The following is a 15,468-nucleotide window of genomic DNA, read 5'->3' as shown; positions in this document are numbered from 1 at the left end:
AGAGGTCGAGGATGCAGGTTTTACATGTCTGTTCTGAGCTGTTTCCGTTGCTGAAAACCGGCGGGTTAGCGGATGTTGTCGGCGCATTACCACAAGCACAAATCGCGGTGGGTACGGACACCCGCGTCCTTATCCCGGCCTATCCGGCGTTGCTTAAAGGGATCCCGGATGTGGAAGAGGTGGCGGGGCTGCAAACCTTTGCCGGTTATGTGCGCCTGCTCTATGGCCAGTTTGATGGAGTTGGTATCTACTTGATCGACGCGCCAGGCTTATATGAGCGCGCGGGTAGCCCCTACCATGATGAATCGCAATTTGCCTACACCGATAACTATCTGCGGTTTGCGTTACTGGGTTGGATGGGCTGTGAACTGGCCTGTGGGCTGGACACCTTCTGGCGACCCGATGTGGTCCACGCCCATGACTGGCACGCCGGTTTGACCTGCGCGTATCTGGAAGCGCGTGGCCGTCCGGCAAAATCGGTGTTCACTGTACATAATCTGGCCTATCAGGGGTTATTCTCCGCACATCATCTGGCGGCGATCCAACTGCCTGCTTCGTTCTTCAATATGCATGGGCTGGAGTTCTATGGGCAGATCTCCTACCTGAAAGCCGGTCTGTTCTATGCTGATCATATTACTGCAGTCAGCCCGACGTATGCTCTGGAGATCACCCGCCCGGAGTTTGGTTACGGTATGGAAGCGCTGTTGGCTCAGCGCCTGCGTGAAGGACGCTTAACCGGTATCTTAAACGGCGTTGATCCTGGTATCTGGGACCCGGCCCACGACCTGTTGCTCAGCGCACGTTACAACCGCGATACGGTTGAAGCAAAAGCGGAGAACAAACGCCAGTTGCAGGTCACCATGGGGCTAAAAGTGGATGACAGCGTGCCACTGTTTGCCGTGGTGAGTCGTTTAACCAAGCAAAAAGGGTTGGATCTGGTACTGGAAGCGCTGCCTGGATTACTGGCGCAAGGCGGGCAACTGGTGCTGTTGGGCCAGGGCGATGCGGACTTGCAGCAGGGTTTCCTCGCGGCGGCGGCAGAGCACCCTGGTAGTGTCGGGGTACAAATCGGTTATCACGAAGCATTTTCTCATCGCATTGTAGGCGGTGCGGATATCATTATGGTACCGAGCCGCTTTGAGCCTTGTGGGCTGACACAACTGTATGGTCTGAAATATGGCACGTTACCGCTGGTGCGTCGTACTGGCGGGTTGGCCGACACAGTGAGTGATAGCTCGCTGGAAAACCTTGCAGATGGCATCGCCAGCGGCTTCTGCTTTGAAGACAGCAATGCCTGGTCGTTACTGCGCGCTATTCGGCGTGCATTTGTTTTATGGTCTCGTCCTTCGCTGTGGCGCTATGTACAACGTCAGGCGATGGGGATGGATTTTAGCTGGCAGGTCGCTGCGCTCGCCTACCGCGATCTATATCAACGCTTGTTGTAATCGTAGACAGGGATATTTGATATGAACGTACCATTCACTTATGCCTCACCCACGCTAACGGTCGATGCGCTGAAACATTCGATTGCCTATAAGCTGATGTTTACTATTGGTAAAGATCCTTCGGTCGCCAACAAGCATGAGTGGCTGAATGCCGCGCTGCTGGCGGTACGTGACCGTATGGTAGAGCGTTGGCTGCGTTCCAGTCGCGCTCAGCTCTCGCAGGATGTCCGCCAGGTTTACTATTTGTCGATGGAGTTCCTGATGGGCCGCACGCTGGGCAATGCCTTGCTGGCGATGGGGATCTACGAAGATCTGGACAATGCCCTCAACGAAATGGGGCTGGATCTGGCGGAGTTAATGGAAGAAGAGAGCGATCCCGGCTTGGGTAACGGCGGTCTGGGCCGTTTGGCGGCCTGTTTCCTCGACTCTTTAGCCACGATGGGCCTGCCGGGGCACGGCTATGGCATCCGCTACGACTATGGCATGTTCAAACAGAATATCGTGGATGGCCAGCAAAAAGAGTCACCGGATTACTGGCTTGAGTATGGAAATCCATGGGAGTTCCAGCGTTATAACACGCGCTACAAAGTGCGTTTCGGTGGTCGTATTCAGCATGAGGGCAGTAAGGTCCGCTGGCTGGAGACCGAAGAAATTCTGGCAACCGCTTATGACCAAATTGTGCCAGGGTTCGACACTGATGCCACCAACACGCTGCGGTTGTGGGGCGCGCAGGCCAGTAATGAGATCAACCTCGGTAAGTTTAACCAGGGCGACTATTTTGCTGCGGTGGAAGATAAGAACCACTCTGAAAACGTTTCACGCGTGCTCTATCCTGATGACTCAACCTATTCAGGGCGTGAGTTAAGGCTGCGTCAGGAGTACTTCCTCGTTTCGGCCACGGTGCAGGATATTCTCGATCGCCACTGGCAAATGCATGAAACCTGGGACAATCTGGCTGACAAAATTGCCATCCACCTCAACGATACTCACCCGGTGCTGGCGATTCCTGAGCTGATGCGGCTGTTGATTGATGAGCATAAATTTAGCTGGGACGATGCGTTTGAAGTCACCTGCCAGGTGTTCTCCTACACCAACCATACGCTGATGAGCGAAGCGCTGGAAACCTGGCCGGTCGATATGATTGGCAAAATCCTGCCGCGTCACCTGGGGATTATTTTCGAAATCAATGATTTCTTCCTGAAAACCATTCAGGAGTATTACCCCAATGACAACGCGCTGTTATCACGCATCTCGATCATTGACGAAACCAATGGTCGTCGCGTCAGAATGGCATGGCTGGCGGTGGTTGCCAGCCACAAAGTAAACGGTGTGTCGGAGCTGCACTCAAACCTGATGGTGCAGTCGCTGTTTGCGGATTTTGCTCGCCTGTTCCCCGGACGTTTCTGCAATAAAACCAATGGTGTGACCCCACGCCGCTGGCTGGCGCTGGCTAACCCTTCGCTGTCTGACGTGCTGGACGAGAGCATTGGCCGCAACTGGCGTACCGACCTGAGTCAGCTGGGTGAACTGGTTCCTCAGGCGGACTTTCCCGGCTTTGTCGAGCAGGTAGCGACGGCGAAACATGTGAATAAGCGTCGCCTCGCCGAGTGGGTGGCGAAGAACATGGATATCGTGCTGGACCCGAATGCGCTGTTCGATGTGCAGATAAAACGTATTCATGAATATAAGCGCCAACTGCTCAATGTGTTGCATGTTATTACCCGCTACAATCGTATTAAAAACGATCCTACGGCGAAATGGGTGCCGCGCGTAAATATTTTTGCGGGTAAAGCGGCGTCGGCCTATTATATGGCGAAACATATTATTCATCTTATTAATGATGTCGCCCAGGTAATTAATAATGATCCTGACGTGAAGAATAAACTCAAAGTGGTGTTTATTCCTAACTACAGCGTCAGCCTGGCGCAAATTATCATTCCTGCGGCCGATCTCTCCGAACAGATATCCACCGCAGGAACGGAAGCCTCAGGCACCAGTAATATGAAGTTTGCGTTAAACGGTGCATTAACTATCGGCACGCTGGATGGCGCGAATGTGGAGATGCTGGAGCACGTGGGTGAGGAGAATATCTTTATCTTCGGGAATACCACACCGCAGGTCGAGCAGCTACGGCAGCAGGGCTACAATCCACGTAAGTACTTTGATGAAGACGAAGAGTTGCGCCAGGTCTTGACGCAGATCGCGACAGGCGTGTTCAGCCCGCAAGAGCCAAACCGTTACCGCAATCTGTTTGATGCGCTGGTGAATTTTGGCGATCACTACCAGTTGCTGGCGGATTACCGTAGCTATGTAGATACGCAGGATAAGGTCGATGCGTTATATAAAGAACCCGAAGAGTGGCAGCGCCGTGCGGTACTGAATATTGCTAACATGGGCTATTTCTCTTCGGATCGGACGATTCAGGAGTATGCCGATGAGATATGGCATATATCTCCGGTAAGATTGTAGTTAATAAACAAGACGTGGCTTGTTTATTAAGAAAATAATTTCGCAGCATGTAAAGTTTATTACATCTGCACACTAAAACGTAATGTTACTGTCATTATAAGGCGGCCCTAAAAGGGGCCGCTTTTTTTATTATTTTTATTAAGGATTACAAATGAAAAAGACATTATCCGTTTTATCTCTGGTCACCGCTGCTCTGCTGCTCACTGGTTGTGCGGCAGGGCCAACCCCTACGGGCCTGGGTTTGATTACCAATGTGAAAGGCCCGATCATGGCAACCGATCAGACCGGTGATAAAAAAGGTGAGTCGTGTGCGATTTCCGTTATTGGGCTAGTTAACTGGGGCGATGCTTCAATTGAAAAGGCGAAAGCTCAGGGCGGAATTCGTCAGGTTGTATCGGTTGACTATCACACCACCGGGGCTTACCCATTCTTAGGTAAAACCTGTACCCTGGTAACAGGCCTATGATTATCGTTTCAGGCAGTTGCACTGCGTTGAACGTGCAGGTCAATCATCCTCGCCAGTTACGGTAAAACGCGGCTAAAAAAAGGGCCCCGGAGCGCAAGGCAACCGGGGCTGTTTTTCATGCAATGCCGTGGGTCAGATTAGCTTGCCAGCGACAGCGAAGGCTTCTTTGCATGGGCGGCTAACCATTCGCTAATGCGCGCCTGCTGCTCTTTTGTCAGCCACATGCCCTGCTTGGTACGACGCCAGATCGCATCATCCAGTTCGCGTACCCACTCGTTCTGCACCAGGTAGCGCAGTTCGGCTTCATAGAAGTCATGACCAAAGTTTTCACCCAGATCGTCAAGGCCTTTGGCTCCCGCCAGCACTTTCTCACTGTTGCTGCCGTAGGTGCGGGCAAAATGACGCGCCATCCCTTCGGTGATAAACGGATAACGACGACGCAGGCTGGCCGCGTAATCTTCACGGCTTCCGGCAATATCGCCGCCCGGTAATACCGCGGTTTTGGTCCAGGCAGCACCCGCATGCGGATAGTACTTCGCCAGTTTCTCCAACGCGTGCTCGGCCAGTTTACGGTAGGTGGTCAGCTTACCGCCAAACACCGACAAGAGAGGCGCTGCGCCATTCTCATCGTGTACATCCAGCGTGTAATCACGGGTGATCGCCTGAGGTGAATCGGACTCATCGTCACACAGTGGGCGCACGCCCGAATAGGTCCAGACGATGTCATCACGGCTCAGGTTGTTTTTAAAGTGGCCGTTAAACACCTTCAGCAAATAATCGATCTCGTTATCATCGATACGTACATCTTTCGGATCGCCTTTGTACTCCACGTCAGTCGTACCGATGATGGAGAACTCATCCATCCACGGAATCACAAACACGATGCGGTTATCTTCGTTTTGCAGGATATAGGCCTGCTTTTCACGGTGTACGCGTGGCACAACAATGTGGCTACCCTTGATCAGGCGGATGCCATACGGTGATTTCAGCTTCAGGCTGTCGTCGAACAGTTGCTTAACCCACGGACCTGCCGCATTGACCAGACCTTTAGCCTGCCAGGTATAGAGCTTGCCGCTATCCACGTCTTCGGCTTCAACGATCCACAGGCCATTTTCACGCCATGCACGGGTTACGCGAGTGCGGGTACGCACTTCGCCGCCGCGTTTTTCCACTTCTTGCGCATTCAGCACCACCAGGCGAGCGTCATCCACCCAGCAGTCAGAATATTCGAAACCGCGTGTAATTTCGGATTTTAACTGCGAATCCGCGCCAAAACGCAAGCTTTTACTGCCGGGTAAGCTGGTGCGTTTGCCGAGGTGATCGTACATAAACAGGCCCAGGCGAATCATCCAGGCCGGTCGCAGATGCGGTCGGTGTGGCAGACGGAAGCGCATCGGGAAAGCGATGTGCGGTGCCATTTTCAGCAGTACTTCACGCTCAGCCAGCGCTTCGCTAACCAGACGGAATTCGTAGTGTTCAAGGTAGCGCAGGCCACCATGAATGAGTTTTGAACTGGCAGATGAGGTGGCACAGGCCAGATCCCGTGCCTCCAGCATCAGCACTGACAGGCCGCGTCCTGCAGCATCCGCTGCAATGCCAGCGCCGTTGATGCCGCCGCCGATCACGATCAGGTCTTTGGTTTCCACGTCATCTCCTCCGATGTTCGGAATAGTTCTTTAATGTTCGTTTTCGAGCATTATAATAATCGCAAACAAACATTGATGCCAGCGCTTAACCACGAAAAAACAATTTTGCGTGACGCAATTAACATTCCTGCGCCAGAAATATCACATCAACCTTATAAAATGTCAGGTTATTGCACCCGCAACTCGGGTTACACTAAGCGCCAAATGTGACGCAGTAATGAGAGACACCATGGAAACCTTCGAATGTATTGATGTTCAGCAAGCTCAGGAACACCTGGCACAAGGTGCGCTGCTGGTGGATATCCGCGATCCACAAACCTTTGCGCTCGGCCATGCCACTGATGCCCTGCACCTGTCGAACAGCAACTTAAATGACTTCATCGCCAGCGCCGATCGCAGCAAAGCGGTACTGGTGATGTGCTATCACGGCAACAGCAGCAAAGGTGCCGCACAATATCTGTTAAATCAGGGTTTTGCGGCGGCATACAGCATTGACGGTGGCTTTGATGCCTGGCGCGCCGTATTCCCGGCTCAGGTAGCAAGTGGCGCTGAGTAAACCTTGATGGAGCGAGGAAGATGATACGCATCACGCAATTTAACCATCCGCGTACCGCGCAGGCCTTTGTCGACTACATGGCGACGCGCGGTGTGCAACTGCGGATTGAGCAGGAAGGCCATTCTGTGGTCATGCTCGACGACGAGTCGAAACTGGAGATGGTCGAAAACGAGCTTAATCAGTTTATTCGCGATCCTGATAATCCGCGCTATCACGCCGCCAGCTGGCAAACCGGTAATACCCGCAACAGCCTGCGTTATGAACGCACTAACTTCTGGGCCAACATCCGTGAGCGTGCTGGCCCACTGACCATGACCCTGATGATCGCCTGCGTGGCGGTGTTTATCCTGATGCAGATCGTCGGGGATGAAACGGTACTGATGTGGCTCGGTTGGCCCGCAGGCCCACAGCAATATTTCCAGGTATGGCGCTGGTTCAGCCATGCTTTACTGCATTTCTCGCTGCTGCACATCGTCTTTAACCTGATGTGGTGGTGGTATCTGGGAGGCGCGGTAGAGAAGCGGTTGGGCAGCGGCAAGCTGTTCGTGATCATGCTGATTTCCGCACTGCTGAGTGGCTGGATGCAGGATAAATTCAGCGGCATCTGGTTTGGCGGGCTTTCCGGCGTCGTCTATGCGCTGATGGGCTATTGCTGGCTACGCGGCGAGCGCGATCCCGAAAGCGGTATTTACCTTGAGCGCGGCCTGATTGGTTTCGCGATCCTCTGGCTGGTGATTGGTTGGTATGGCGTGCTGGGCCTCGATATTGCCAATGCTGCGCACATTGTTGGCCTGCTGGTCGGCCTGGCGATGGCGTATGTCGATACCCGCAGGCGTCAGTAACTGGATGAGTGAGTACAGGAGAGTAATGTGAAGCAGACGCAACGTCACGACGGCATTATCGATTTGGTTCGCCGTCAGGGCTATGTCAGTACTGAAGAGCTGGTGGAGCACTTTGCCGTCAGCCCGCAGACCATCCGGCGCGATCTCAACGATCTGGCCGATCAAAACCGTATTCAACGTCATCACGGTGGTGCAGCGCTGCCTTCCAGCTCGGAAAACACCGCCTGGCAAGATCGTAAAATGATGTGGTCGGCCGAAAAAGCGCGTATCGCGCAGCGTGTAGCCAGCCAAATCCCAGACGGCGCTACGCTGTTTATTGATATCGGCACCACGCCGGAAGCGGTAGCCCACGCGTTGATGAACCACAGTAATCTGCGCATCGTCACCAACAATCTTAACGTTGCCATGCTGTTGATGGGCAAACCCGATTTCCGTTTGATTATTGCGGGCGGTGAAGTGCGCACCCGCGACGGCGGCATTATGGGCGAGGCGACGCTGGATTTTATCTCCCAGTTCCGTCTCGACTACGGCATTCTCGGCATCAGCGGCATCGATATGGACGGCTCGCTGCTGGAGTTTGACTACCATGAAGTCCGTACCAAGCGGGCCATTATTGAGAATTCGCGCTGCGTTATGCTGGTGTGTGACCACTCGAAGTTTGGTCGTAACGCGATGGTGAATCTCGGTAGCATGAGTCTGGTGGATTACCTCTATACCGATCAAACACCGCCAGCCAGCGTGCTGAAAGTGATTGAACAGCACGAAGTTCAGCTCGAACTCTGCTAATTCCAACGCTGGCCAGCGCTCGCTGGTCAGCCTTTTTGCTGCTTTTGTGTGAACCCTGTCGCTTTTTTATCCTTTGCCGTCTTAAATTAAACCGTTGCTGGCCGTGCGCAGCCCAGACTCACCTCGTTGAAAACGGATTCGGAAGGGATTGATATGTCACAACAGAAATTTAATAAAGCCCGTTTTGTCGCCGCTCTGACCCGCCAATGGCAACATGCCGGATTTACCTCGCCACAGCAGCTCTCGCTGCACCACTGGTGGCAGGTACTTTCAGGCGCTTTAAATGAGGTTCTGACCGCCGCCCCTGCGGCAGCGGCCGGACGTAAAAATCAGCGTCACGTTAACTATCTTTCGATGGAGTTTCTGTTGGGGCGCCTCACGGGCAACAACCTGATTAACCTCGGTTGGTATGACGATGTTCGCGCGGTACTGGCGGACTATGAGGTGCCGTTGGGTGAACTGCTGGAAGAAGAAGTGGACCCGGCTTTGGGCAACGGCGGGCTAGGACGTCTCGCCGCTTGCTATCTGGACTCAATGGCAACCGTCGGGCAGCCGGCCACCGGGCATGGGCTGAACTACCAGTATGGCCTGTTCCGCCAGTCGTTTGATGAAGGCCATCAGCATGAAGATCCCGATGACTGGCAGCGGGACCGCTATCCGTGGTTTCGCCACCAAGTGGCGCTGGATGTGCAGGTTGGCTTGGGCGGTGAAGTCGTGGAGGGTGCCGAGGGACAAGCGCTCTGGCAGCCTGCGGTAATGCTGAAGGGGGAAGCCTGGGATCTCCCGGTCATCGGCTATCGCAACGGCGTGACCTTGCCGCTGCGCCTGTGGAAAGCCAGCAGCGATACCCCGTTTGATTTGACGCGCTTTAATAACGGTGAGTTTTTACAGGCAGAGCAAAACGGCATTGAGGCCGCCAAGCTGACCAAAGTGCTCTATCCCAACGACAATCATGAGCAGGGCAAACGGCTGCGCCTGATGCAGCAATACTTCCAGTGTGCCTGCGCGGTTGGCGATATTCTGCGTCGTCATCACCTCGCCGGACGTACCATCCAATCGTTACCGGATTACGAAGTGATCCAACTGAATGATACTCACCCGACGATTGCTATCCCTGAAATGCTCCGCCTGCTGCTGGATGAGCACCAGCTCAGTTGGGAAGAGGCGTGGCACATTACCAGCCGGGTGTTTGCCTATACCAACCACACTTTGATGCCGGAGGCGCTGGAGCGCTGGGACAAGCGCCTGATGCGCAGTTTGCTACCGCGTCATATGCAGATCATCAAAGAGATTAACCGCCGGTTGAAACAAGTCGTGACCCGCCGCTGGCCGAAGGATAAGGCGCTGTGGCGCAAGCTGGCGGTTGTGGCTGACAATCAGGTGCGCATGGCAAACCTGTGTGTGGTTGGCAGCTTTGCGGTAAATGGCGTGGCGGCACTGCACTCCGAGCTGGTGGTGAAAGATCTGTTTCCGGAGTATGCCGAGCTGTGGCCGGAGAAATTCCATAACGTCACCAATGGCATCACGCCGCGTCGCTGGCTAAAACAGTGCAACCCCGGTCTGGCTGGCCTGATTGATGAGACGCTTGAAGGTGAGTGGGCTAACGACTTAGACGCGCTGAGCGATCTTGAACACTATGCTGATGACCTGGTGTTCCGCGAGCGCTATCGCAATATTAAGCAGGCCAATAAAGCGCGCCTGACACGATACATTGCGCGCGTGACCGGCATTGAGGTCAATCCTGAGGCGCTGTTTGACGTGCAGATTAAGCGCCTGCACGAGTACAAACGTCAGCACCTGAGCCTGCTACACATTCTCTACTGCTACCAGAAGCTGCTGGAAAATCCGGACAACCCACACTTCACACCCCGCGTGTTTATCTTCGGGGCGAAGGCCGCGCCTGGCTACTATCTGGCGAAGAATATTATTTACGCCATTAATAAAGTCGCCGAGGTCGTCAATCAGGATCCGCGCGTGGGTGACCGTTTGAAAGTGGTCTTTATCCCAGACTACCGTATTACCGCCGCAGAACTGATTATCCCAGCGGCGGACCTTTCCGAGCAGATCTCCACCGCAGGTTATGAAGCTTCCGGCACCGGCAATATGAAGCTGGCGCTGAATGGGGCCATCACCATTGGTACGCTGGATGGGGCCAACGTGGAGATTGCGCAGCAGGTCGGTGAGGAGAACATTTTTATTTTTGGGCATACGGTGGATGAAGTTAAAGCGCTGAAAGCAGGGGGCTATGACCCGAAAAAGCTGCGTAAAAAAGACAAGGTGCTGGATGGTTTGCTGAAGTCGCTGGAGAAAGGCAAATACAGCGATGGCGATAAACATGCCTTTGATTTGCTGCTGGATAGCCTGACCAAAAACGGCGATCCCTGGCTGGTTCTGGCGGATTTCGACGCTTATGTGCAGGCGCAAATCCGCGTGGAGTCCTTGTGGAAAAATCCACAGGCGTGGACCCGAACTGCGATTCTGAATACCGCACGTACCGGGATGTTCAGTTCAGATCGCTCGATTCGGGATTACCAGCAACGCATCTGGCAAGCGCAGCGCTAAGGAGCCACCATGACGAATCGCTCGCTGGATCAGGCCGCGCAGGCGGCCGGGATTGCACTGGCGTTCACCAACGCGCTCGGCAAAAAAGAAGCCATCCGTGATGAGACTAAGCAGGCGCTGCTGGCGGTGATGGGCAACCCGCAGACGCAAAAGCCTGGCCCGTTACCGCCTGCGGTGGTCCTGCGCGGCAACCAGCCGCGCTGTTTGTTAGTCGCAGGAAGCGGGCACTTTCACTGGCAGCTAGAGAGTGAACAGGGCAAGCAGTTTAGCGGAGAGGTGTTGGCGGGGACTGAGCTGCCACTGCCGAAACGTCTGGCGCAGGGCTACCATCGGCTAACCCTGACCCAGGGTAAAAAGCGCTGGCAGACACAGGTGATTATTGCGCCACGTCGCTGTTATCTGCCTGCTGCGTTGGAAAACGGTGGGAAACGCTGGGGCGCTTTGGTTCAACTCTACACGTTGCGTTCAGCCAACAACTGGGGCGTGGGGGATTTTGGCGATCTGCAACAGTTGCTGCAACAGGTGGGCGCTCAGGGGGGAGATTTCGTCGGGCTGAACCCACTGCACGCGCTCTATCCCGCCAGCCCTGCCTTTGCCAGCCCCTACAGCCCTGCGTCGCGGCGCTGGTTGAATGTGCTGTATATCGACGTTGCTCAGGTGGACGATTTCCAGCACAGCAAAGCCGCGCAGCGCTGGTGGCAACAGGCAAAAACGCGCAGGGCTCTCGAACAGGCCCGCGCCAGCGAGTGGGTGGATTATCCGGCGGTCACGGCACTGAAAATCACCGCACTGCGCCACGCCTGGGCGCAGTTTAGTCAGCGGTCTGCGGAAGATGAACAGCAGCAGGCTTTTGCGCTGTTTGTACAGCAGGGCGGTGATAGCCTGCGCTATCAGGCCGCTTATGATGGCTTGCAAGGTGAGCTACGCCACGGTAAGGCGGATTTCTGCGGCTGGCCGGACTGGCCGGAAGCCTGGCAGCACAGCCAGACCGCTGAGGTGCAGGCATGGTGTGCGGCTCATGAAGATGAAATCGCCTTTTGGCAGTGGTTGCAGTGGCTGGCGCAGCGCCAACTGGCTCACTGCTGGCACGTCAGCCAGCAGTCCGGCATGAGCGTCGGTTTGTACCGCGATTTGGCGGTAGGGGAAGCCGCAGGCAGCAGTGAAACCTGGCACGATCCCGAACTGTATCGCCTCAAGGCCTCCGTGGGCGCACCCCCCGATCGGCTTGGCCCTCAGGGACAGAACTGGGGCTTACCCCCGCTCGATCCTCACGTGATGCAGGCGCGGGCTTATCAGCCGTTTATCGACCTGCTGCGCGCCAATATGCGCGACTGTGGCGCACTGCGTATTGACCATGTGATGTCGCTGCTGCGCCTGTGGTGGATCCCGGCTGGCGGCGGCGCAGATAAAGGCGCTTATGTCAGCTATCCGGTGGCGGATCTGTTGGGCATTCTGGCGCTGGAGAGCCAGCGTCAGCGTTGTATGGTGATTGGCGAAGACCTCGGTACGGTGCCGCGTGAGATTGTCAGCCTGTTGCGTAACAGCGGGGTTTTCTCGTGGAAAGTGCTGTGGTTTGAACAGAACCAGGATGGCCGTTATCGCCAGCCCGAGGCGTATCCAGAGCAGTCTATCGCCAGCGCCAGTACACACGACCTGCCCACGCTGTATGGCTTTTGGCAGGCGGGTGATTTGCAGCTTGGCGACAAGCTGGGGCTCTATCCTGGTGAAGCGGTGTTGGCGTCTCTGTATGCCGAGCGGGCGAAGCAAAAGCAGGCGCTGCTGGATGCACTGCATCTGGCGGGTGTGATGCCAGCCCGCAGCGCAAAACAGGCGGAAAAGCTGGCGATGACGCCGCAGCTCAACCTGGCCATGCACCGCTATTTGGCACAGACCGGCAGTGCGCTGCTGGGATTGCAGGTGGAAGACTGGCTCGGGATGACTTCTCCGGTGAACGTGCCGGGCACGGTCACGCAATATCCCAACTGGCGACGCAAAATCAGTGTGCCGCTGGAGGCGATTTTTGACGATGCGACGGTGAAACGCCTGTTGAAAGCGGTAAGTCAGGTACGCGGGAAATAGTGGGTATAGCCGGGGAGAAAACAACGGCGCGACGGGTGTCGCGCCGATTGGCATCAGTAGTAGGAGTGTTCGCCACGCTGATGTTCGGTCAAGTCGCGCACGCCTTTCAACTCAGGGAAAGTCGCCAGCAGCTCTTTTTCGATCCCTTCTTTCAGGGTCACATCGACCATTGAACAGCCGTTACAGCCGCCGCCAAATTGCAGGATGGCATAGCCTTCATCGGTGATTTCCATCAGCGTAACTTTACCGCCGTGGCTGGCAAGCTGTGGGTTAATCTGAGCCTGCAACTGATACTCAACGCGTTCAACCAGCGGTGCGTCATCTGACACTTTACGCATTTTGGCGTTAGGGGCTTTCAGCGTTAGCTGGGAACCGAGGTTATCGGTCACGAAGTCGATCTCGGCTTCTTCCAGGTAAGGTGCGCTCAGCTCGTCAACAAAGGCTGACAGTTTTTCAAATTTCAACTCGGTATCGGTAGCTTCTACCGCATCCGGTGGGCAGTAAGAAACCCCGCACTCCGCAGTGGGTGTGCCTGGGTTAATCACGAACACGCGGATCTGGGTGCCGGGTTCTTGTTTGGACAGCAGCTTGGAGAAGTGCTCCTGGGCAGAGTCGGTAATCACGATCATGGCGGTTGCTCAATTGTTAACTACAGTGTTTATAGTACGCCCATCACCGCCGCTCTACAAGGTACGGCACAGGCAACCTGTTTGTATGCTGGCTGCGCCCTGCGCCAGCAATGTGCGGCTTATTTCCGCCACGGTACTGCCCGTGGTGACCACATCATCAATAAGGGCGATATGGCGTCCCTGCACCGCGATTTCAAGGTGGAATGCACCCTGCAAATTCGCTTTACGCTGCTGCGCATTCAACTGGTGCTGAGGTGAACGCGCCCCAATACGCACCAGACCCTGACTAAATTCGGCACTAAGCCAGTGCGCCAGCGGTGCTGCCAGCAAGGCGGTTTGATTGTAGCCGCGTTGCCATGCGCGTCGGTGATGGAGCGGGACGCACAGCACTAAATCCGGTTTTGGCAGTAGCAGTTGACGCCTCATGTGCTGAAAGCTTAGCAAAAGTAGCCGTGCCAGCATCACTCTGAGTGCGGTCACGCCCGAAAACTTTAGATCTCGCACCCAATGGCTGAGCGGTGGCTGATAGTCGCCAACACAGACCAACGCCTGCCACGGCGGCGGGGTGTGCTGGCAGCGTAGACAGGCCTGATAGGCGCTGGCGGCCGGTAGAGCACAGCGTGGGCACAGGGTGGGGAGCGCAGGCAACTGACGCAGACACAGGCTGCACAGGCCGTGCTGCGGCAGTTGAAGTGGCAGGCGGCATAGCCAGCAGGTAGCGGGTATTGGTAGCATAACGACCTCCTTATCATCACCTGGATAGTAACTGATGACATCTCTTCACTGGCAGTGCTGTGGCACTGGCGATCGCGATCTTGTGCTGTTGCACGGTTGGGGACTGAACGCCGAGGTGTGGCAAAGCATTGTGCCGCGACTCAGCGCGCATTTTCGTCTGCATCTGGTGGACCTGCCCGGATATGGTCGTAGCCAGCCGTTTCCTCCGCTTTCGCTGGCGCAAATGGCGCAGCAGATTGCACCGCAGTTGCCTGCACAGGCGATTGTGTTGGGTTGGTCACTGGGCGGGCTGGTGGCCAGCCAACTGGCATTGACCCTGCCAGATCGGATTGCGGCGTTGATTAGCGTAGCCTCCTCGCCCTGTTTCGCGGCTGGCGACGGTTGGCCGGGAATCAAACCTGATACGCTATTACGCTTCCAGCAGGATCTGAGTACCGATTTTCAGCGCACGGTGGAACGTTTTCTGGCCCTGCAAACCTTAGGCACCAGCAGTGCCCGCCAGGATGCACGTCAGTTGAAAGAGGTGGTGCTGTCGCAGCCGGTGCCTGAAGTCGCGGTGCTGGATGCCGGCCTGGCCATTTTGCGTGATGTTGATTTACGTCCTGCTCTGGCTGACCTCCGCCAACCCCATCTGCGTCTGTATGGCGCGTTAGACGGACTGGTGCCGCGTGCCATCGCCCCGTTTCTGGATGCGGCATGGCCACAATCTCGTAGCCAGGTGATTGAAAAAGCGGCCCATGCGCCCTTTATTTCTCACCCCGAGATTTTCTGCCAGCAGATTATAGAGTTCTGTCACGATCTGTAGCGATACCGCACTCAGCGACTGGCAAATTCGCCACCAACGTCAATACTTTCTCGCGTAAGCCAGACGATGAATTGCTCTGGATGCAGTGCCACAGACGGCCCTTTGGCTGGCGGTGGCTTGCGCTGTCTGGTTTTCACTTCAACAACGCATAATAAATTGAGGATGATGATATGAACGTAGCGAAACTGTTGGTTGCGGGTGTGATGATGGGTGCCGTCTCTTTTTCTGCGTTGGCGGCAAAAGAGGTCACTAAAGAAGTGGTAGAGAGCCAGCATCTGGTCAAAATTGGTACAGTAAACACCAGTGATAAAGATGCGCCGATGGACTTGCATAAATCCCTGTCGCACAAAGCCGATGAAATGGGCGGCAAATATTATCTGATTATTGCCGGTCGTGAGCATGGCAAGTTCGCTGCTACTGCTGACGTTTACAAAGACGCAGAGTAACG

General features: G+C 55.2%; 14 protein-coding genes. 10 read left to right on the top strand and 4 right to left on the bottom strand.

Going from position 1 to position 15,468, the window contains the following annotated elements; all coding sequences use genetic code 11:
* The first annotated feature begins 11 nt into the window (after window positions 1–11).
* The 3 genes from glgA (at window position 12) to F3J40_RS21965 (ending at window position 4,380) form a co-directional block, all read left to right on the top strand.
* Window positions 12–1,445 carry a glycogen synthase GlgA gene (glgA, locus tag F3J40_RS21975; RefSeq protein ID WP_017349989.1) on the top strand — a complete coding sequence of 478 codons (1,434 nt, stop codon included), beginning with the start codon at window positions 12–14 and terminating at the stop codon, window positions 1,443–1,445.
* A gap of 21 nt (window positions 1,446–1,466) precedes the next feature.
* A complete protein-coding gene (glgP, locus tag F3J40_RS21970; RefSeq protein ID WP_017349990.1) occupies window positions 1,467–3,914 on the top strand; it encodes a glycogen phosphorylase in 2,448 nt (815 codons plus the stop codon).
* A gap of 151 nt (window positions 3,915–4,065) precedes the next feature.
* On the top strand, window positions 4,066–4,380 hold the full coding sequence (locus F3J40_RS21965) for a TRL-like family protein (protein WP_167018053.1): 315 nt from the start codon (window positions 4,066–4,068) through the stop codon (window positions 4,378–4,380).
* Window positions 4,381–4,517: 137 nt separating this feature from the next.
* Here F3J40_RS21965 and glpD read toward each other — a convergent pair whose 3' ends face one another.
* Window positions 4,518–6,026: a glycerol-3-phosphate dehydrogenase gene (gene glpD, locus F3J40_RS21960; RefSeq protein ID WP_167018051.1), complete on the bottom strand. Its 1,509-nt coding sequence runs from the start codon at window positions 6,024–6,026 to the stop codon at window positions 4,518–4,520.
* Between the two features lie 229 nt (window positions 6,027–6,255).
* On the opposite strand from glpD, the gene glpE reads away from it, so the two are divergent.
* From glpE to malQ, 5 genes are all read left to right on the top strand, one after another.
* Window positions 6,256–6,582 carry a thiosulfate sulfurtransferase GlpE gene (glpE, locus tag F3J40_RS21955; RefSeq protein WP_017349993.1) on the top strand — a complete coding sequence of 109 codons (327 nt, stop codon included), beginning with the start codon at window positions 6,256–6,258 and terminating at the stop codon, window positions 6,580–6,582.
* Between the two features lie 20 nt (window positions 6,583–6,602).
* Complete coding sequence (gene glpG, locus F3J40_RS21950) at window positions 6,603–7,424, top strand: rhomboid family intramembrane serine protease GlpG (protein ID WP_205297484.1); 822 nt, start codon at window positions 6,603–6,605, stop codon at window positions 7,422–7,424.
* A gap of 27 nt (window positions 7,425–7,451) precedes the next feature.
* On the top strand, window positions 7,452–8,210 hold the full coding sequence (locus F3J40_RS21945) for a DeoR/GlpR family transcriptional regulator (RefSeq protein ID WP_017349995.1): 759 nt from the start codon (window positions 7,452–7,454) through the stop codon (window positions 8,208–8,210).
* 153 nt (window positions 8,211–8,363) lie between these two features.
* On the top strand, window positions 8,364–10,772 hold the full coding sequence (malP, locus tag F3J40_RS21940) for a maltodextrin phosphorylase (RefSeq protein ID WP_167018049.1): 2,409 nt from the start codon (window positions 8,364–8,366) through the stop codon (window positions 10,770–10,772).
* Between the two features lie 9 nt (window positions 10,773–10,781).
* Complete coding sequence (gene malQ, locus F3J40_RS21935; protein WP_167018047.1) at window positions 10,782–12,851, top strand: 4-alpha-glucanotransferase; 2,070 nt, start codon at window positions 10,782–10,784, stop codon at window positions 12,849–12,851.
* A gap of 53 nt (window positions 12,852–12,904) precedes the next feature.
* Here malQ and nfuA read toward each other — a convergent pair whose 3' ends face one another.
* On the bottom strand, window positions 12,905–13,480 hold the full coding sequence (nfuA, locus tag F3J40_RS21930; protein ID WP_167018045.1) for a Fe-S biogenesis protein NfuA: 576 nt from the start codon (window positions 13,478–13,480) through the stop codon (window positions 12,905–12,907).
* 54 nt (window positions 13,481–13,534) lie between these two features.
* Window positions 13,535–14,215 carry a phosphoribosyltransferase family protein gene (locus F3J40_RS21925; RefSeq protein ID WP_167018043.1) on the bottom strand — a complete coding sequence of 227 codons (681 nt, stop codon included), beginning with the start codon at window positions 14,213–14,215 and terminating at the stop codon, window positions 13,535–13,537.
* Between the two features lie 34 nt (window positions 14,216–14,249).
* On the opposite strand from F3J40_RS21925, the gene bioH reads away from it, so the two are divergent.
* A complete protein-coding gene (bioH, locus tag F3J40_RS21920; protein WP_167018041.1) occupies window positions 14,250–15,020 on the top strand; it encodes a pimeloyl-ACP methyl ester esterase BioH in 771 nt (256 codons plus the stop codon).
* Window positions 15,021–15,031: 11 nt separating this feature from the next.
* Here bioH and F3J40_RS25085 read toward each other — a convergent pair whose 3' ends face one another.
* A complete protein-coding gene (locus F3J40_RS25085) occupies window positions 15,032–15,157 on the bottom strand; it encodes a hypothetical protein (RefSeq protein ID WP_255464896.1) in 126 nt (41 codons plus the stop codon).
* A 33-nt stretch (window positions 15,158–15,190) separates the two neighbouring features.
* Here F3J40_RS25085 and F3J40_RS21915 point away from each other — a divergent pair, with 33 nt between their 5' ends.
* On the top strand, window positions 15,191–15,466 hold the full coding sequence (locus F3J40_RS21915) for a YdgH/BhsA/McbA-like domain containing protein (protein WP_167018039.1): 276 nt from the start codon (window positions 15,191–15,193) through the stop codon (window positions 15,464–15,466).
* The last annotated feature ends 2 nt before the right edge of the window (window positions 15,467–15,468 follow it).

Origin of the sequence: Candidatus Pantoea multigeneris, assembly GCF_011752615.1 — a bacterium.
GTDB classification, from domain to species: Bacteria; Pseudomonadota; Gammaproteobacteria; order Enterobacterales; family Enterobacteriaceae; genus Pantoea; species Pantoea multigeneris.
Note: the sequence above shows the minus strand (reverse complement) of the source record. Positions and strands in the feature narration are given on the sequence as shown.